An 18,447-nucleotide genomic window follows, 5' to 3' on the forward strand; every position below is an offset into this window, starting at 1 on the left:
CGCTTCGCCGGTCACTGCCAAGCTGCGTATCGGCCCACACAATACGGCTCAGGTTGCCGGTGGCGGCTGACACCGCGTACTCGTGCAACGTTTCGGCAGTCTCGTCATAGACATATACGTAACCGTCATACAGCTGGCGAAGGGTATAGCTGCGTGTTTTCAGCTTCGGCATCACCGCCCAGCGGCTGCCCTTGAGTAGCGGTTTCAGCTTCTGGGGAGCGGTATCGTAGCGGGAGCGATCCAGCGCATAGCGCACGGGCACGATGGCGACGTCAGGTCCGCGGAAGGGACACAGGCTGGTGGCCGTGGCGGGAGTTTTGGCGAACGTTGCAGCACGTCGTTGAGTATGGGTGCCGGATTTATCGGTCATGCGTTGCATCCCTGTCTATACGAACTTTCTGACGGTATTCATCGAGTACGGTTACGCGGAGCTCCGGGGGCAAGCGCTGTTGCTCGGTGTATTGAGCACACCAGGATTGGTAGTGGCCCTGTGGCGAGCTCGTAAAGCCAAGACCCCAGTCGTGGCAGATGTCGGCCCATGTCGCCAGTGCGTACTCGCTGACCAGCCCCCATTCAATTGCGCTGTCAACAGCACGCTTCAGCCAGATTTCGATCTGATCGTCGCTCTGGTCCAGAAAGGCCAGCGAATCCTGCTTTTTGACCCATTCATAAAGGCGCTCCTCGAAGAGCCATCGATAGCAGCTTTCGAAGGCTTGCAACTGACGTTCGCTCACCAGAGAAAAAGGCGCCCGAGAGACTTTTTGCGCACGTTCGTTAACAAATGTCGTGATCGCTGGATCGAGGTTTTGTTGCCAGCTGCGCAGGGGTGACTGAACCCAGAGTTGATCGATGGGGCCTAGCGTCGAGTTCAAATGTTCAGGGTCATAGCTCGATAGCCAGTAGTGCATCACCAGCGGATCTGCGAAGCGCAGCAGGCTTGAATGACCGAGATAATCAAAGGGATTCAGGAAACGCTGCAAATGTTCAGAGACGATTTTCAAGGGCGCATTGCTGAAAAAAATGCAGGCGTCGATACGCTGTTCAGGATGTCGATGCCACTGCGCAATGAGTTCGGAGGGATGAGCCGTGCGCACAAGTACCGGGCCTAAATCCATGATCTCCGCCCACCGTGTGCCGAGATAAAGCGGAGCGATCTCGATAGGCTCGTCGCACTGGTATAGCTGCTTTACGGCGTCAGGTCTCAGCAATCCGTCAATCAACAGATAATTGGCTTGATTCATTTTTTTCTTTCTTCGGTTGCTTGCGAGCATTGGCTACAAAGTGGGCTGCGTATCATTGCCTGTCGCTGTGCGGAGATCAGCATGTCACCTGATTCGCCAGCTTCTGGTCGCTCTGCATTACCTGGAAGTAGAGGGGTGGCTCCAGAGCCGTTTCCGGGGCTGCCCCCCGAATTGAGCTTTATCTGAGGCCCGGTCGCGGTCACACCACTGGCATCGATCTTGATAAAGGAGCCGCCTGCATTGAGCGTGATTTCCAGCCCCGCTTCGATGATCAGTTTGTTACCGGCTTTGAGATGGATTTCCTGTCCGGCGTGGGCCAGTAATCCATCACCCACTCTGATATGCCGGGTTCCGCCAACCGTGACGTGATCGCTCGCTTTTACCTCGGTCAGCCGGTCGCCATCCACAGTCTGATGTTCCTCGGCCTTGAGCTCCCTGTAGCTGTTGCCTTCGATCCGCTCATGCCGATGATGACCGACCCGGATTTTCTGCTCATGCTCAATGTTCTGCTCCCAGTCGCGCTGGGCATGAATGTAGATCTGCTCCTGGCCTGCACGGTCTTCAATACGCAGTTCGTTGGAACCATTGCCTCCGGGGCTGCTCAGGGTCTTGAATACACTGCGCGTCTGATGTGCTGGCAGGTCGTAGGGCGGGACGTGCTCTGCGTGGTACAGGCAGCCGCTGACCAATGGACGGTCAGGGTCGCCGTCAAGGAACGTCACCAGTACTTCCATACCGATCCGCGGGATAACCATGCTGCCGTAGTGATGACCGGCCCAACCGGACGAAACCCGTATCCAGCAGCTGCTGTGATCATTGGCCTGACCCTCGCGATCCCAATGAAACTGCACTTTGACCCGACCGTGCCGGTCGCAGTGTATTTCCTGATCTTTCGGGCCGGTGACCACAGCGGTCTGGCTGCCGAATATTCTTGGCTTGGGATGATGCCGGGGAGGGCGATACGAGGCTTGCCACGGTGTAGCGAGAAAGGTATTGCGATATCCCTGATGAAAGTCCCCCTTGTTCTGTAATGCATGGGCAGACTCCTCAAGCCCCTGCGGCTGGCGGCCCTCATGACGGACTTCGGTCAACAGCCAGAGGTCGTTCCATTCCTCGTTGGGGTGCTCGCGCAAAGGTAGAAAATGGCCGCTGACCAAGGTGGGTTGATCACTTTGGCCATCGCCCAGTCGGTAATCCTGGCGATGGCGCTCAAGTGCGCGGCTCGCCAGATGCGCTCCTCGATCCCGATGAATGAAGCCGCCCGGGTATTCGTAGTGCTCCAGCTCCGGCCGGGCGTCGTCATATGCCGCGCCTTCCATTTTCAGAAGTGGTTTTTCAAAGTGATAATCGCGATGAGTAACGCTGTTTGTGCGTATTTCCAGGCGCAACCTGAAGCGCTTGATGACCGACTTAGCCGGTACCAGGCCACTGTCCGGCTTATAGATAACCGGGTTTAGTTTCGGAAATACGGTCTGGTCATCACCAAATACCAGTTGATGTGCTGTGTGGCTGTGTTTGAAGTGGTAGTGCAGGCCTTCCTCTTCGCAAAGCCGCTGGATGAAGTGCAGGTCGGACTCGCCATACTGCACGCAGTATTCGCGCTCCGCGTAAGTCGTACCGAGCTGGAAGCTGTAGGCATCGCCCATCAGGTGATGTTCTTTCAATACCTGCTCAATAATCTCCTTTACTGTTCGATTCTGAAAAATACGCTGATTGGTACGATGCCTGAGCCTTGCCAGATTCGGTCGCAAGGTGACTGAGTAGTGCGTAAGACGCCTGCCGGAATCGCCTTGGGAAACCTGATCGATCACTCCATGAATGCCGTTGCCCCTTGATGTGTACTGCAGAAATGCGGGGCAATTCAGCAGGCTTTCGAGATTCAGCGATGCGCGCTCGCTGACCAGCTCAAGCTTGAAACAGAAGGGCTGATTGATAGCTTCATGGCCGGTAAATGAAAGGATTTGAAAATCATGCTCAGGGCCGTCGATGATCAGGCTGAAATAAGGTCGATCAGTGGGGTTAAGCGTCATATGGACCACCGTGCCTAGCCGGTTTATGAAAACCCCGACGATCCTGTCGAACCGCCGGGGCAGCGTAGTTATGCCGACTTAGGACTTCTCCAGTCATCAGACCCGGTAGTAGTGGCCTTTACGTGGTCCCAGGTTATTTTGCGATAGCTGAATTGAACGTCCTCCAGGTGTCCAAAGTGCGAGTTCTTCGGATCCTGGCAGTTGTGCATGTAGGACCTGATGTTGACGATGACCGCATCCTCCAGGGTGGTGGTGTAATAGTGTTCCTGCTTGCCATCGATAGACGTCCGGTACCACTTGATTTCGACTTTGCTTAGTGTTGAGCCTGAGCAAAGAGCCTCCAGAAGCAATGGCGAGGTCTTGTCGAAAATTTTCGTGACACACGCAGGACCATGAATGCGTTGGCCAGTAGGCTGCCCTGACTGAGGATCACAGGGTGTAATAATGTTATGGCTGAATGCCTGGATTATTGCTTCATCTTCATGGCCTTCCTGATAGACGTTGCCGACAGAGTCTGTTGTGAAAGCTCCTGCTGTCAATATTTTCTGATTGGCGTCTATGACAGTCATATAGGCGGGTGTAGGCATTAACGTCCTTCCTTACAGTCGGTGGCGCCTCACAAGCAAATCGGCTTGGAGGTCGAAGCATCGCTATAACAAGTTACGTGCCAGGTATCTCTTAAGTCAGTATTGTCAGCTGGTTTGGCCGTTTGAACGGATATGAGGGTGCTGCTCGTTGTGAGTTTTTTCGAGTAATTTGTGCAAGTTTTTGCGCGCTATTTTCATTTTTTTGCGCAGCTTTCCAGGACTCTATCCAAAAATATCCATATTTTATATTTGGCCTTGTTGTATGGGAGGTCATGGATTTTTTCAGTGCTGTTGGCAAGATGGCTGGCCGTTTAGTGGCCTCTCGTGGTTAAGTTTTAAGCAAAATACATCTGTGGGTTCTGATGGGCACGCAACAGCGTATTTGGTCAATAGATAGTTAGGTTGTTAAATATTTTGGTACATAAATTATATGCTTTCCTACATATTTTCTTCGTTTGTTTGTAAGAATTTTCCGAAAGTTTAATATTTTCCAAGTGTCGCCTTGCTTGCTGGTTTTCATGGCGATAAGGTCTGTCTGGCTTTATGAGTGGTTGGAAAAATCGTCAACAATGAAATGCGCGCCGTGTGGGAATATGGGCAGTGGCCAATAAAGACAAACTCTCTATTCGATATCTGGATCTGGGCCGGCATCCTGTCGCAATGGGTGATTATGCAGGCGAAGACATCCGTTTTTCTACGGCGTTTGAAGCCTTGGAGCGTGAGTTGGGCGGTGCACAGGCCATTTTCGGGGAAGTGAATGTAGACTGGCTGCGGATCAGAGAGGGCTGCGAACATATTCTTTCAAACCAGTCTAAAGACTTGCGCGTCGCCAGCTGGCTGGCGTGGGCTCTATATGAATGCGAGTCTGTTAGCGGATTATCTGCGGGGCTGGGATTGATTCATTATTTGTGCAAAGAGCATTGGCTGCTATTTCATCCCCAAAAATTACGAACACGTTCAGCGGCCATGCAATGGCTCTTGCTAAAACTCGACAATGCGCTGGGAGAAGATATTTCCATTACTCACCAGCTTCTTGAATTCCAGCAACTGCTCAGACAGCTTGATGGCCTGGATGAGATATTTAATCTGTATCTGGGAAGTGATGCTCCGTTGCTGCTGCCGTTGAGAAGACGGCTCGCCTGTATGATTCAGCGCGCTGAGCAAGTTGAGAAAGAGCCTGTCAAGGTGGTGGAGCGTGTCAAGCAGGCTGCGGTCCAGTTATTTTCAAGTGACTCTTACATCGACAACGAGAAAGACGCCCAGCGGACGTTAAGTGTGCAAGAGCACTCGGTACGCAGCCTTTGTAGATGGTGGCTTAAGCAAAAAACTACAGACCCGCGAGCGTTCCGCCTGGGTCGCTCGCAGACCTGGTATGCAGTGGACAGTCTTCCTGAAAGAAACAGTGAAAAAATAACCCCGTTAAGGAGGTTGCCCGTTGACAAATTGAGCAATTACCAAGAGCGATTCGAACAGGGTCTTTACGCAGACCTTATTGTAGATGTTGAGGCAAGTCTTGCAGGGTCGCCTTTTTGGTTTGATGGTCAGCGAATGGTCTGGAACTGTCTGAAAGCCCTGGGGGGCGAAGCGGCAATGCGCGAAGTAGAAGCTCAGTTTGCTCTGCTTTTAAAGCGCATTCCAGACCTTATTGAACTTCGCTTTCACGACGGTGTGCCGTTTGCAGACACGGAGACATTACAGTGGATCGCCGCTTATATCCTGCCTACCGAGGTCCATGTCGGAAATGCATCTGGCAGCGAAAGTCAGCATGACACTTCAGAACGAAATTCGCTGTACCACGACGCACTGCCGGTTTTGCAGACAAAAGGGCTTAAAGCCGCTGTGCAATTAGTGAATGATCACTTGAACGGTATGGAAGGCGGGCGAGAGCGATTTTTCTGCAAGCTGTACATCGCACGTCTCTGTATCGATGCAAAAAAATACGAGTTGGCGAAGGTTCAACTTGAGTATCTTGATCAGGAGCTTCAATCGGCAAGCCTCCCGGCATGGGAACCCACGATATTCCTCGAGGTGTCTCGGTTGTTATATAGCTGTTATGAGCGAATGGCGCTGAACGACAAGGCCGCGGCGCGCAAAGAAGTGATTTACCAGAGGTTATGTCATCACGACCTTGAAAGATTTATTGATGGCTAACGTACAGTTTAATAAATTGAGGGGAAATGGAATGGCCAGAGAAGGCTCTGTAGCGCCCAAAGAGCGGATCAACGTGACGTTCAAGCCTGCTGTTGGTGGTGCGCAGGAAGAAATAGAACTGCCACTTAAGTTGCTGGTTCTTGGCGATTTCATACAGCGCGCGGACGAGCGAAAGCTTGAGGACCGTAAATCAATCAGTATCGACAAGAACAATTTCGATGATGTGTTGGCGAAGCAGGAGCTTGAGCTGGTACTGAATGTACCTGACCGCTTGCAGGCTGACAGCGGGGCTGACGAGCTGACTGTCAGCATCAAGGTCTCTTCAATGAAAGACTTCAACCCTGCCAGTCTCGTCGAACAGATTCCTGAGCTTAAAAAGTTGATGGAGCTGCGCAACGCCCTCATGGCGCTCAAGGGGCCGTTGGGGAACATGCCTTCTTTTCGTAAGGCCATCGAGCAGGTCATTACGGATGAAACATCGCGTAAGACCGTGCTGGATGAGCTTGGCCTGGATGTCGCCGCGCAACAGTAACATCGGACCCATTGTCAGGAATTAAGATATGAACACAAAAGCCATACCGCAGCGCGATGCAAGTGAACTTCACCTTGGAATTCTCGACCAGATTATTGCGCATACCCGATTAGAGCCTTGTGACGACGCCTATGGTATTGCCAAACGAGGGGTGGCTGCATTTATTGAAGAACTGCTGAAACCGCGTAATAACAACGAGCCGGTCAAGAAAGCGCTGGTTGATCGAATGATTACCGAGATTGACGTCAAGCTGAGTCGCCAGATGGACGAGATCAGCCATCATGCAGAGTTTCAGGCGTTGGAAGCATCATGGCGCGGGCTACAGTTACTGATTGATAGAACCGATTTTCGCGAAAATATAAAAATCGAGTTGTTAAGTATTTCCAAGCAAGATCTTCTGGACGATTTTGAAGACTCACCTGAAGTGGTGCAGTCGGGACTCTACAAACATGTGTATACCGCTGAATATGGTCAGTTCGGCGGTAATCCCGTGGGCGCGATCATTGCCAATTATTTCTTCTCGCCAAGCGCTCCCGATGTGAAGACCATGCAGTACGTTTCAAGCGTTGCCTGCATGGCGCATGCACCTTTTATTGCGGCTGCAGGCCCGAATTTCTTCGGGCTTGAGCAGTTCACCGGTCTGCCCGATCTAAAGGATCTGAAAGATCACTTCGAAGGGCCGCAGTTCGCCAAATGGCAAAGCTTTCGGCAGCGGGAAGACGCCCGTTATTTCGCACTGACAGTACCGCGTTTTCTTTTACGCAGCCCCTACGAGCCTAAGGAAAATCCGGTGAAGACGTTTGCCTATGAGGAAAACGTCTCGAACGACCACGAGCACTATCTGTGGGGCAATACGGCCTATGCATTTGCTACCAAGCTGACAGACAGCTTCGCCAGATTTCGGTGGTGCCCCAACATCATTGGTCCTTTGAGCGGCGGTGCTGTTGATGACCTGCCTTTGCACCACTTCCACAGCATGGGTGAAATCGAGACCAAGATTCCGACTGAGGTACTGGTGTCTGACCGCCGTGAATACGAGCTGGCGGAAGAGGGCTTTATCGCATTGACCATGCGCAAGGGCAGTGACAATGCGGCGTTCTTTTCTGCCAGCTCAGTACAGAAGCCCAAGTTTTTTGGCAACAATCCAGAGGGGAAAATAGCCGAGCTTAATTACAAGCTAGGCACTCAACTGCCCTACATGATGATCGTCAATCGCCTCGCGCACTACCTCAAGGTGCTGCAGAGAGAGCAGATAGGTTCCTGGAAAGAACGAGCGGACCTGGAGAGTCAGCTTAACAAATGGATACGTCAGTACGTTGCCGATCAGGAGAATCCGAGTTCAGAGGTGCGTGGCAGACGACCGCTGCGCGCGGCACAGGTCATTGTCAGTGATGTTGAAGGTGATCCCGGCTGGTACCGGGTCAGTCTAAATGTTCGTCCTCATTTTAAATACATGGGTGCTGACTTTACGCTGTCGCTGGTCGGCAAAATGGATAAAGAGTAGATCATCGATTGATGATGAATCCAAAAGGTAGCCTCTTTCAACGCCTGGCAGGTGACACCTTGAAACAACAGTCTTTTGACAGGGAAGAGCAGTTAATGATGTTGATATCGGCTCATCTGACCAAGATGCTGGGTACGCGAGCCGGTAGCGTAAAGATGTTGCCTGATTATGGTTTGCCTGACTTGAACAATAGAGGTCTCAGCCTTGACGATACGCTGAGGTACTCTCGCATGATCATCGAAAAGATGATTCGTACATATGAACCACGATTATTCGATGTTCACGTAACGGTGGAAAAACACGAGAGTTGTCTGCTGAGGCGAACATTCTCGATCGGTGCGGCTCTGGACATTGCTGGTGTAAAGAAGTCTGTTCGATTTTCTGCACTGCTCGGTGGCGACGGTAAAATAAGCATTGTTTGAGTAAGTTTTTCCCCTCGCGAAGCGGTGCGCCGATTATCTATCGGTTTTACACCCAGATTTTTCATTATCGATTTACGACCGGCCAGGTAGAAAGAACGGTGTCATTTAACCACTATTATCAAGAAGAATTGACGGCTCTTCGAGAGTCTGGACGTCGGTTTTCCGAGCGTAATCCGGCGTTGGCTCCTTTTTTAGGGCAGGCGGGCCAGGACCCGGACGTAGAACGTTTACTTGAGGGAGTTGCTTTCCTGACGGGCCGTTTGCGTCAAAAACTGGATGAAGACTTACCTGAGCTGACCCACTCCCTCATGCAGTTGTTATGGCCCAATTACCTTCGACCTCTGCCCTCGGTGAGCATGCTTCAGTTTGACGCTCTGGACGGCTCCGGCCCGGGTTTCGTGGTGGAGCGAGCAACACCTGTAGAAAGCGAACCAGTGAATGACCAGGTGTGCCATTTCCGTACCTGCTTTGCCACTCAGGTATTGCCGTTGAAACTGACTCACCTCTATTGTTCGTCAAGCGGGGGCGGGACAACGCTGAAGCTGTGTCTGGCGATGAATGGAGACAGCCATTTAGGCGAGGTAAAGTTCAGTCAGTTGCGTTTGCATCTGGCGGGTGAGCGTCGCATCAGCCAAGCCATTTACTTCGCGATGATGCAGAAGCTCAAGGGCATCACATTATTGCCTCTTGATGCGACGGGCGACCCGTTACTGACCTCCTCAGGCAAAGCGATCGAACTGATCATTCCTGTGGAACACGTGAAACCTGTAGGCTTCGCTGAAGAGGAGTCGTTGATTCCCTACCCACTAAATACCTTTCGGGGCTATCGCTACCTGCAAGAGTATTTCTTTTTTCCTGAGAAGTTTCTTTTTGTCGATGTTCTCGGTTTAGATGTCATTCACTCATTGACTGACGATTTGCTGAAGCGCGCGTGCGGGCTACAGCTTGTTTTTGATGTGCAAGGGAAGGACATGCAACCCCTTCGCCCTACCCTCGAAAACATCAAGCTTTACTGCACGCCGGTCGTGAACCTGTTCAAACAGGATGCCTTGCCCATTCTTGCGGATGCCCGGCAGGACGAATATCTGCTCATTCCTGCGCATTACGCACACGGCGGTTGTGGTGTGTACTCGGTCGATAAGGTTGTTGGCTGGCAGCCTGGAGGGCTGGGCTATCAGAATTACGTACCCTTTGAATCGTTTGAACACGACGCTGCGGTCGATGTGGATAGTAACTCGCCTTACTACAGCGTGAGGCATCGTACTTCCATACAGCACAAAGGGCTCGATACATTTTTAAGCTTCGGTCTTCGAGCTGGGCGAACTGACGAGACAATGTCCATTGAGATGACATGCACTAACGGTGACCTCCCGTCGCAAATCAAGGCAGGAGGCCTCTGTAAACCATGTGAAGGCACCCCTGACTTTTTGCGCTTCAGAAATATATCGCCTGCCACAAAAACATTTGCGCCACCCATGGACGGGGATTTTTTCTGGCGTGTGATCAGCAACATGTCGCTCAACTACTTGTCGCTCGAAAATATCGAAGCACTGAAAGTGATTCTCGAAACGTACGATTTGCCTCGGTATTACGATTCGCAGGCAGAGAAAGTCAGCAAGCATCTCTTGGGCGGGTTGAAGTCCATTCGTCACCAACATATCGACTGCCTGCATGACGGGCTGCCTGTAAGGGGAGTCAGGACGGAGTTGACCGTCGAACCTGACGGCTTTGCAGGAGAGGGCAGTTTGTTCTTGTTCGCCTCCGTCCTAAACGAATTCTTTGCGCTCTATGCGAGCCTGAATTCCTTTCACGAACTGCATGTAAAGAGCACACAAGGTGGAGGATACGAATGGGCACCGCGCATGGGCATGCAACCGCTGCTTTAGCCAATCTGAGTCAGGACATACGGCGGTACTCTGTTTATCAGGCGATACCGCTGATTCTCAATACTTTACTTGAAATTCATCCAGGTACGGATGAGCGCCGCGTTCATGATTTTCTCGAGTTGCGGGCAAATCCGGGTCTTGGATTTCCTGGCAGTGATATTGAATGCATGGAGCTTTTTTACGAGCAGGGTCAGTTGCACGTACGACTTGATCTCAATGTGATGAGCCTGGTCGGCTCCGGCTCACCGTTACCCGCTTTTTATGCTGAACAAGCCTTGGGTGAGCGGGATAAGCCTAATGTGACTCGCGATTTTCTGGATATCTTTAATCGTCGATTGCAGATGTTAATGCTCCCCGTATGGCGCAAGTATCGCTATCACGCCATGTTTACCCGTGGCGCGACAGATTCGTTTTCCGAACAGCTGTTCGCACTGATCGGCCTGCACGGGCAGCGCATTCGCGAAACTCCCGAATTGAACTGGAAACGGCTATTGCCCTACCTAGGACTTTTGAGCCTGCGCGCTCATTCGGCCGCCTTGATCGAGTCTGTGCTTCGTTATTACTTCAAGCACGCACAGTTGTTTATCGAGCAGTGTGTTGAGCGAACCGTCGAGATCAGCTGCTCTCAGCTTAATTGCCTTGGAAAAACCAACCACCGATTGGGGCGCACTGCGGTGCTGGGTAGCCGGGTGCCTGACCGGAGTGGCAAGTTCCGCGTCCATGTGAAACAGCTCGACTGGGAACGTTTCCACGAATTTTTACCCGTCGGTTCTGGCTACCGTCCGTTGGGCGCCCTTGTGCGATTCACGTTGCGCGACCCGCTGGACTACGACGTCTGTCTTGAGCTGTGCCATGAAGACATCAGAGAACTGCGCATTGGCCAGTCGAACACCTGTCACCTGGGCTGGACCACCTGGCTCGGGCGCGAGCGTGCGCAGGGTCTGGTCACGCTCAACAGACCGATACATTAAGGACGACTCATGATCGATGTAGATTTGCAGCAACTCGTCAATGCCCTCGATGCGCCTACACGCGGAGAACTGGAGGCAAGCGCCGAACGCTGCGTTTCGAGAGGCAGTAGTAAAATCCTGGTCGAAGACCTGTTGCTTGCCCTGCTGGAACGACCTGAGGGAATGCTATCCCGTGCGCTCGTAGACGCTGAGGTTGGGGCCGACGAACTTGGAGGCTTTCTTCATCCGCCAATCGAACACAGTGCTACCCGGAGCCCGGCATTTTCTGCCGAACTTGTTCAATGGCTTCAGGACGCGCTGTTGATTGCCAATCTGGATCTGGGCCAAAGCCTGATTGATCAGGCTGCGTTGATTCTTGCCTTGTTGCGTAACCCTTTGCGCTATGCCGAACGACCATACCAGCCATTATTGGCGAAGATCAACATTGAGCGCTTTCGTGATTACGCCCTTGCCGAACAAGTGCCGGACGTAACAAAACCGTCAGTGAGGCAATGTGACTCGCTGCTCGAACGCTTCACTCATAATCTGACGCAGCAGGCCAGGGATGGGTTGCTTGATCCCGTGCTGTGCCGTGATGACTGTCTGCGTCAGATGATCGATATCCTGTCTCGTCGACGCAAGAACAACCCCATAGTGGTGGGCGAGGCGGGTGTCGGCAAGACTGCGGTTGTCGAAGGGCTGGCGCTTAAGATCGTTCACGGTGAAGTCCCCGATCTATTGGAAAACGTTGAATTACTGTCTCTGGATATGGGGCTGCTCCAGGCGGGTGCCAGTATCAAGGGCGAGTTTGAGCGTCGCTTGAAGGGCGTGATTGACGAGGTCAAATCCTCGTCCAGGCCAGTTATTCTTTTCATCGATGAAGCCCACACACTCATCGGCGACGGTGCGCAGGCGGGTGGTTCGGACGCGGCCAATCTGTTGAAGCCGGCGTTGGCACGCGGAGAATTGCGGACCATTGCAGCGACGACGTGGGCCGAGTACAGACAATATTTTGAAAAGGATCCGGCGCTCGCACGTCGCTTTCAACCGGTCCGGGTGCCGGAGCCGACAGTCGAGCAGGCCATCACCATTCTGCGCGGGCTTGCTCCGCTATATGAACGTACTCACGGTGTGCATCTGCGCGATGATGCCGTAGTTGCGGCCGCCAGGCTTTCGGCGCGCTATCTCACCGGGCGCCAGCTGCCGGACAAGGCAATCGATCTGCTTGATACAGCTTGCGCTCGCGCACGAATCGGTCTGATCGCCGTACCTGAGCGTCTAGAACATCTACGAAGCGAGATGGCACGTCAGCAGAGGCATTTCGAGGCAATACGGCGTGATGCCAATGCCGGGATGTCGGTTGATGACAAGGCAGTGGATACGCTGACTTCCAATCTGTCATTGATGCGGAGCGAGGCTGCAGCACTGGAGTTCAGATGGACTGATCAACGGGCAGCCGTCGAGCGTCTGCTGGAACTGCGCAAGCAACTGGCTGAACGAACAGCACTGTCGGCTGATGCGGGTGAGAGTGAGTCCATACGTTCGCTTGAGTCCGAGTTGACCCAGGTTCGACGGACCCTGATCGATATTCAGATGAGCGACCGTCTCGTGAGCTTTGAGGTATGCCCCAGGCTGATAGCTGAAGTAGTGGGTGGCTGGACCGGTATTCCCGTATCGCGCCTTGCTCAGGAGCACAGCCCGGCAATCAACAGCTTTTCCTCAGAACTGCGCATGCGCATCCGTGGTCAGGAGCAGGCGATGCTGACCATTGAAAAGGCTGTCCGTGCATCGGCTGCGGGGTTGAATGCACCCGGCGCCCCGACAGGTGTATTTCTTCTGGTTGGACCCAGCGGAGTGGGCAAGACGGAAACAGCCATTGCTCTGGCTGATCTGTTGTATGGCGGCGAACGTTTTCTCACGACTATCAACATGTCCGAATTTCAGGAGAAGCATACCGTTTCCCGATTGATCGGTGCCCCTCCGGGCTACATCGGTTATGGCGAAGGGGGTATGTTGACCGATGCCGTTCGATGTAAACCCTATTCGATCATTCTCCTTGATGAGGTGGAGAAGGCTGATCCGGATGTACTTAATCTGTTCTATCAGATTTTCGATAAAGGCACGGCCAACGATGGAGAGGGCCGGGAAATCGATTTCCGTAACACACTCATTCTGATGACCTCCAACCTGGGTGCCGATCTGATCCACGCAAGTTGCCACGAAGGCAGACGACCTGATGTCACAGAGCTGAAAACCCGGCTGAAACCGATACTGAGCGCGCATTTCAAACCGGCATTGCTGGCCAGAATGCGGGTTGTGCCTTATTACCCGATCATGGGGGCTGCGCTGCGTGAACTGGTCGAACTAAAGCTGATTCGTCTTGGCGAGAGACTTGAATCCCGTGGTCTGACCTTCAGTTATTCGCATGATCTGGTTTGTCATCTGCTTGAACAGTGTACGCAAGACGGCAGCGGCGCCCGGCTGATCGATCAGTTACTGGAGTCCAGTCTGACCCCCTTGATAGCAGACCGTTTACTCGACGCCATGAGCCGTGGTGACAGGGTCGTCAGGGTTCACGCAACACTCGACAGCTCAGGTGGTGTTGTCTGTGAGTTCGAATAAGGTGGCCTCGTCCTTTCATTTGCTACACGACCCATCAGGCTATGCCCAAACATTGGTTTCGCAGTACTCGGCTCTCTCCCGGTCAGCCGATAGCCAGTCGCTGCAGCATGATTTTGCACTCTCTGCTGCGGAGCTCAGCGACTGTCAGGCAAGCCAGTTGTTTCTACTCGATGCGCGTCACAAACACCTCTGCCTTGTTGCTGAAGTCGTTGACAGTGTCATTCAGCCTGATCAGAAAACGACTTCATTTAAAGACTACCGGGACGAGCCTTTACTGCAGTTCTCTCTGCTTCAGAACCGGGTTGTCAGCGTGCCGGAAATCAGCAGCAGTCTTCACAGGACCAGCTTCCTACCGGTAGGGGCGCAAGAGTGGACGTCACTGCTGTGCGTCCCGCTGCACAATCATGAGCGGATAGCCGTCGGGGTCTTGATATGTGCGAGCAGGCGCTCTGAAGAATTGGAATGCTACGCAGAATCGCTAGGCGCGCTGGGAACGTTCGTGATTTCCCGATTATCCGTTCTGCAGTCATCACCCAGGTCTGTGTGCGCGAAGCTTAATCCGCGCAGGTGCATCTCACCGGAAGGGCGTTTTGGACTCATGGGGCGTAGCGCAGCCCTGGAAAGAACCACCCATCTTCTGAGCAAGATTCTCGACAGCACCTGCACAGTGTTGCTGACGGGTGAGACCGGGACAGGCAAGGAGATAGTGTCTCGTGCCATTCACGAGCACGGACCTCGTCGCTCCAAGGCGCTCGTTGTACAGAATTGCGCTGCCTTTCCAGAAGCTCTTTTGGAAAGCGAACTCTTTGGTTATCGCAAAGGCGCGTTTACCGGCGCTGACCGTGATCGGCGTGGCCTGTTTGACGAAGCTGATGGCGGCACGCTGGTACTAGACGAAATTGGCGATATGCCGCTGCAATTACAAGCAAAGCTTTTGCGGGTGTTGCAGGAGGGCGAGATTCGTCCGCTGGGCGGCAATGAAGTTCGCAACGTGGATGTGCGAATCATCGCTGCTACTCATCGTCATCTACCGACACTGGTCGCCGAAGGGCGCTTTCGAGAAGACCTCTATTACCGTTTGGCGCAGTTCCCCATCGAACTTCCTCCGCTACGTCATCGCGTGGAAGACATCGAAATACTGGCCCGGCATTTCTCCGACAAGGCTTGCCAGAACTCACAGCGAGAGCCTGTGCAGTGGTCGGAAACCGCATTGAGTGCGTTATCGGGATATGCCTTTCCTGGAAACGTTCGAGAGCTGAAGGGGTTCGTCGAGCGAGCAGTGTTGTTATGCGAAGACGGGGAGTTGCGACCGGAACACTTTCCCATGGCCGCCGATTCGACAAGCCATCCGGTTGGTTTTTCACTGCGTGAACGCATCGAGCAGTTCGAGCGTGGCGTTCTGCTTGAGAGTCTGCGCGACAGCGGCGGTAACCGGAGCCTTGCAGCGCGTACGTTAGGGGTGTCGCGGCGCACGCTGCTTTATCGGCTGGCACATCTGAAGATCGGCGCTGCTCATGGACGGCGTACCTAGCCATTCAATAATCACATTTAGTTAATTTCCTGTCTGGAGACGTTCCAATGAACTTTCATTGTTGGCGCATTGTGCCTATCACATTCGTTGCGCTGATTTGCCTCGGGGGGTGCAAAGGTCATTTCAAGTTCAGTGATGATCAATACCGCGCGTTGGGCAGTCCAGAACCCACCGGCCGCCTGGGTGTATTACGGCAGGATTCGATTCCTCAAAAACAGATGTCAACGCCGCATGCCTTTTCGATTGCTGCCCTACGTCAGGATTTTCAGGAATGATCTCCGTGAGCGCTTGCGTTGCCCGAGGCTTCCAGAAGGTACTGATAGTACTCCTGGTTTTGATCTCAGGTTGCTCCGCACTATCGCCGTACTCAACGCAAACACGTCTGGATATCAGACTGAGTGCCGATGACCGACTGAATCCCGATGTGAATGGCAGACCGTCTCCGGTTGTTTTCAAGTTGCTTGAACTTCGACGTCCCGTCACGTTTGAGAGTATGGATTTTCTCTCGCTTTATAAACGTACCGGGCAGGCGTTGGGAAATGATCTGGTGGCCAGCGAAGAGTTTGAGCTTCGTCCCGGCGACAGTATTGAGTTGAAGCTGAAGCTGGATGACAGCAGTCGTTATATCGCTGTGCTCGCGGCTTATCGGCACTTGTCCGAAGCCCGCTGGCGTCAGGTGATTCAGATCGCCCCTAACCAGCAGAACAGTGCCGTTTTCATGTTGAGTGATTCCGGTATTCAACTGGAAGACAGCCCAACTGACACAGGAAGTCCGTTATGAATCAGCACAAGGTTATCTGGCAGGAAGGCATGCTGCTTCGCCCGCAGCACTTTCAGCATCATGATCGTTACTACGACCATCAGTTGCGGCTTCGTACTCAGTTGGCAGGCGCTTACAACTGGGGCTTTACAGCCTTGGAAATCGATCCGCAATTTCTGGGGGCGGGGCAAATCGTCATTGCCCAGGCCTCGGGCATTCTGCCGGATGGCAGTGTCTTTGATATACGGGGCCATGAAACTCCTTTGGCGCTGGACATTCCTCCCACTACTTCAAACGTCTCGGTGTATCTGGCACTGCCGATCGTGGCGGGCAACTGCATTGAGTCTCGCAGTCACGAACAGCCGGATGTGGTAGCACGGTTTACAAGCTATTCAGCGAGCATCCGCGATTCAAACGCGGGTGAAGACCGTTTCACGCCTGTGTTGTGCGCGCGTCCAGAGTTCCGATTGTTAATGGGCGAGCCCCAGGGAGAGCATACCTACAGCATGCTCAAGGTCTGCCACGTTCTGATCTGCAGTCCTGACAAGTCGCTTTCGCTGGACCTCGAATTTTCACCTGCCTTCATCAGCGCCAGTGGCTCCCGCTATGTGATGTCGTGCCTGAGGGAAGTGGCGGGTCTGCTGAATCACCGTGGGGACGTGATTGCCGAGCGTATCGGTGTTTGCGGTCAGACCCGTGGCGCAGAGACGAGCGATTTGATGATGTTGCAACTGGTCAATCGAAATGCATTGGTTTTTCAACACTATCTCAATATTCGAAGCGTCCATCCTGAGGAGCTATACCGTGCACTGCTATCGCTGTTGGGTGAGTTATCGACATTTGGCGATGAGAGCAGACGTCCTGGACTGGAAGGTACTTATCAGCACAGTGACCAGGGCGGCACATTCAGAGGCGTAATGTCTGCGATTCGACAGATGCTGTCGATGGTTCTCGAGCAGCAGACCCAGGAGCTCGAGTTACAGCCCCGGCAATATGGTGTTCTGGTTTCGCCTCGGGTGGATCGTGAGCTACTGGGGGACGCGTCATTCATCATTGCTGCCCGCGCAGATTGCGATGCCGAAGAACTGCGTCTGCGACTGCCTTCGCATCTTAAAGTCGGCTCGGTAGAACGTATTCGCGAGCTGGTGAGCCTGCATTTGCCAGGTTTACGCATAAGACCACTGCCTGTGGCGCCTCGGCAAATACCTTTTCATGCTGCCAAGAGCTATTTCATTCTCGATGTCGATGACCGGGAACAGACCGGGATCGATCAGTCAGGAGGATTCGCTTTCCATGTATCAGGTGAGTTTCCCGGGCTTGAACTGCAGTTCTGGGCGATCAGAAATTGAACAGGGTGGCGGATATGCAAAGCGGCCTCGAAGATCATTCTGCCTTAGAACGGGACAATACCGGGTCAGGGAATGGCTATTTCACCGACACCCACAATTCGGATCTTTTCGAAGGTCTGCAGGAGCAGTTGCTATACAGCACTCGGCGAGTATCTGAAAGACAGGTCGGTAGCCACGTCAATCCACTGGTTTCTGCAGCAGGTGAATTGCTGGCTCAGGTGGCCAAGCTGGGTACAGCAAAAGACGTTGGGGATATCCATCTTCTGAACGTACAGCTTTCCGACCAGGTGAAACTGTTCGAAGCCAGGGCACGGCGGAACGCGATAGCAGACGAGCACCTGCTGGCTGCGCGCTATGTGCTGTGTACGGTAGTGGATGAGGCTGTGCTGAACACGGTTTGGGGTAGCCAGAGTGACTGGTCGAAGATCAGTCTGCTCAGCCGTTTTCATAGGGAAACCTTCGGCGGCGAAAAATTCTTTCAACTGCTTGAAAAACTCTCCGCAAACGCTTTCAGGCATCTCTCGATGCTCGAGTTGATGTACCTGTGCCTCGCACTCGGCTTTGAGGGGAAATACCGCTCTCATCGTCGCAACGGCAACGAGCTGGAAGATATCCGGCATAACCTCTATCTGCAGATAAAACATGTAAGAGGCGATGTTTCGCGAACGCTTTCACCTCACTGGCAGGGCGCACGCTCCGGCGCTGCTGACCGGCTGCGCATTATGCCTGCGTGGCTGATTGTGTTGTTCACCGCTATAAGCCTGACCGCGCTGTATTGCGGATTTGCCTGGGTCCTCGGCGAGCAGCGTGAGGCGGTACTCAAGCCTTATCAGTCAGCGGATGCGGTAGTCATCGAGCGGCGGTCTTGAAATGAGAGATGCA

Annotated in this window: 16 protein-coding genes; 12 read left to right on the top strand and 4 right to left on the bottom strand. The window is 53.2% G+C overall.

What is annotated here, in order from left to right; genetic code table 11:
- The 4 genes from BT119_RS17460 to BT119_RS17475 form a co-directional block, all read right to left on the bottom strand.
- A partial coding sequence (locus tag BT119_RS17460) for a toxin VasX (protein WP_371857181.1) occupies window positions 1-370 on the bottom strand: 370 nt, incomplete at its 3' end.
- A complete protein-coding gene (locus tag BT119_RS17465) occupies window positions 360-1,241 on the bottom strand; it encodes a DUF4123 domain-containing protein (RefSeq protein WP_058397030.1) in 882 nt (293 codons plus the stop codon). The genes BT119_RS17465 and BT119_RS17460, both read right to left, overlap by 11 nt.
- Window positions 1,238-3,271: a type VI secretion system Vgr family protein gene (tssI, locus tag BT119_RS17470; RefSeq protein ID WP_072366468.1), complete on the bottom strand. Its 2,034-nt coding sequence runs from the start codon at window positions 3,269-3,271 to the stop codon at window positions 1,238-1,240. Before tssI ends, BT119_RS17465 begins: the two co-directional genes overlap by 4 nt.
- 68 nt (window positions 3,272-3,339) lie before the next feature.
- Window positions 3,340-3,858, bottom strand: a complete 519-nt coding sequence (locus BT119_RS17475; RefSeq protein WP_003434281.1) for an Hcp family type VI secretion system effector — start codon at window positions 3,856-3,858, stop codon at window positions 3,340-3,342.
- Between the two features lie 600 nt (window positions 3,859-4,458).
- On the opposite strand from BT119_RS17475, the gene tssA reads away from it, so the two are divergent.
- The 12 genes from tssA to icmH all read left to right on the top strand — a co-directional run bounded on the left by tssA (window position 4,459) and on the right by icmH (window position 18,434).
- Entirely contained in the window at window positions 4,459-6,009 is a 1,551-nt protein-coding gene (tssA, locus tag BT119_RS17480) for a type VI secretion system protein TssA (protein WP_054081538.1), read from the top strand.
- 31 nt (window positions 6,010-6,040) lie between these two features.
- Window positions 6,041-6,541, top strand: coding sequence for a type VI secretion system contractile sheath small subunit (gene tssB, locus BT119_RS17485; RefSeq protein WP_003434277.1), 501 nt, complete (start codon window positions 6,041-6,043; stop codon window positions 6,539-6,541).
- Window positions 6,542-6,569: 28 nt separating this feature from the next.
- Window positions 6,570-8,045, top strand: coding sequence for a type VI secretion system contractile sheath large subunit (tssC, locus tag BT119_RS17490; RefSeq protein WP_072366470.1), 1,476 nt, complete (start codon window positions 6,570-6,572; stop codon window positions 8,043-8,045).
- An 11-nt stretch (window positions 8,046-8,056) separates the two neighbouring features.
- On the top strand, window positions 8,057-8,467 hold the full coding sequence (gene tssE / locus BT119_RS17495) for a type VI secretion system baseplate subunit TssE (RefSeq protein WP_080377370.1): 411 nt from the start codon (window positions 8,057-8,059) through the stop codon (window positions 8,465-8,467).
- Between the two features lie 98 nt (window positions 8,468-8,565).
- Complete coding sequence (gene tssF / locus BT119_RS17500; protein WP_054081536.1) at window positions 8,566-10,353, top strand: type VI secretion system baseplate subunit TssF; 1,788 nt, start codon at window positions 8,566-8,568, stop codon at window positions 10,351-10,353.
- On the top strand, window positions 10,317-11,324 hold the full coding sequence (tssG, locus tag BT119_RS17505) for a type VI secretion system baseplate subunit TssG (RefSeq protein WP_054081530.1): 1,008 nt from the start codon (window positions 10,317-10,319) through the stop codon (window positions 11,322-11,324). Before tssF ends, tssG begins: the two co-directional genes overlap by 37 nt.
- A 9-nt stretch (window positions 11,325-11,333) precedes the next feature.
- On the top strand, window positions 11,334-13,925 hold the full coding sequence (tssH, locus tag BT119_RS17510) for a type VI secretion system ATPase TssH (RefSeq protein ID WP_054081529.1): 2,592 nt from the start codon (window positions 11,334-11,336) through the stop codon (window positions 13,923-13,925).
- Window positions 13,912-15,456, top strand: a complete 1,545-nt coding sequence (locus BT119_RS17515; protein ID WP_080484333.1) for a sigma-54 interaction domain-containing protein — start codon at window positions 13,912-13,914, stop codon at window positions 15,454-15,456. The genes tssH and BT119_RS17515 overlap by 14 nt, the downstream gene beginning before the upstream one ends.
- Window positions 15,457-15,503: 47 nt before the next feature.
- Window positions 15,504-15,731 carry a hypothetical protein gene (locus BT119_RS17520; protein WP_054081527.1) on the top strand — a complete coding sequence of 76 codons (228 nt, stop codon included), beginning with the start codon at window positions 15,504-15,506 and terminating at the stop codon, window positions 15,729-15,731.
- On the top strand, window positions 15,728-16,237 hold the full coding sequence (gene tssJ, locus BT119_RS17525) for a type VI secretion system lipoprotein TssJ (RefSeq protein ID WP_054081526.1): 510 nt from the start codon (window positions 15,728-15,730) through the stop codon (window positions 16,235-16,237). Before BT119_RS17520 ends, tssJ begins: the two co-directional genes overlap by 4 nt.
- On the top strand, window positions 16,234-17,565 hold the full coding sequence (tssK, locus tag BT119_RS17530) for a type VI secretion system baseplate subunit TssK (RefSeq protein ID WP_072366474.1): 1,332 nt from the start codon (window positions 16,234-16,236) through the stop codon (window positions 17,563-17,565). Before tssJ ends, tssK begins: the two co-directional genes overlap by 4 nt.
- 14 nt (window positions 17,566-17,579) lie before the next feature.
- A complete protein-coding gene (gene icmH, locus BT119_RS17535) occupies window positions 17,580-18,434 on the top strand; it encodes a type IVB secretion system protein IcmH/DotU (protein ID WP_054081524.1) in 855 nt (284 codons plus the stop codon).
- Window positions 18,435-18,447: the final 13 nt, after the last annotated feature.

It is taken from the genome of Pseudomonas sp. NFACC10-1 (assembly GCF_900119195.1).
GTDB lineage: Bacteria > Pseudomonadota > Gammaproteobacteria > Pseudomonadales > Pseudomonadaceae > Aquipseudomonas > Aquipseudomonas cerasi.

Coding starts and splice junctions, on each gene's coding strand:
- tssI (WP_072366468.1), bottom strand. CDS start 3,271: ATGACGCTTAACCCCACTGATCGACCTTATTTCAGCCTGATCATCGAC.
- tssK (WP_072366474.1), top strand. CDS start 16,234: ATGAATCAGCACAAGGTTATCTGGCAGGAAGGCATGCTGCTTCGCCCG.
- tssE (WP_080377370.1), top strand. CDS start 8,057: ATGATGAATCCAAAAGGTAGCCTCTTTCAACGCCTGGCAGGTGACACC.
- tssG (WP_054081530.1), top strand. CDS start 10,317: ATGGGCACCGCGCATGGGCATGCAACCGCTGCTTTAGCCAATCTGAGT.
- BT119_RS17465 (WP_058397030.1), bottom strand. CDS start 1,241: ATGAATCAAGCCAATTATCTGTTGATTGACGGATTGCTGAGACCTGAC.
- tssB (WP_003434277.1), top strand. CDS start 6,041: ATGGCCAGAGAAGGCTCTGTAGCGCCCAAAGAGCGGATCAACGTGACG.
- tssJ (WP_054081526.1), top strand. CDS start 15,728: ATGATCTCCGTGAGCGCTTGCGTTGCCCGAGGCTTCCAGAAGGTACTG.
- BT119_RS17475 (WP_003434281.1), bottom strand. CDS start 3,858: ATGCCTACACCCGCCTATATGACTGTCATAGACGCCAATCAGAAAATA.
- tssH (WP_054081529.1), top strand. CDS start 11,334: ATGATCGATGTAGATTTGCAGCAACTCGTCAATGCCCTCGATGCGCCT.
- BT119_RS17520 (WP_054081527.1), top strand. CDS start 15,504: ATGAACTTTCATTGTTGGCGCATTGTGCCTATCACATTCGTTGCGCTG.
- tssC (WP_072366470.1), top strand. CDS start 6,570: ATGAACACAAAAGCCATACCGCAGCGCGATGCAAGTGAACTTCACCTT.
- icmH (WP_054081524.1), top strand. CDS start 17,580: ATGCAAAGCGGCCTCGAAGATCATTCTGCCTTAGAACGGGACAATACC.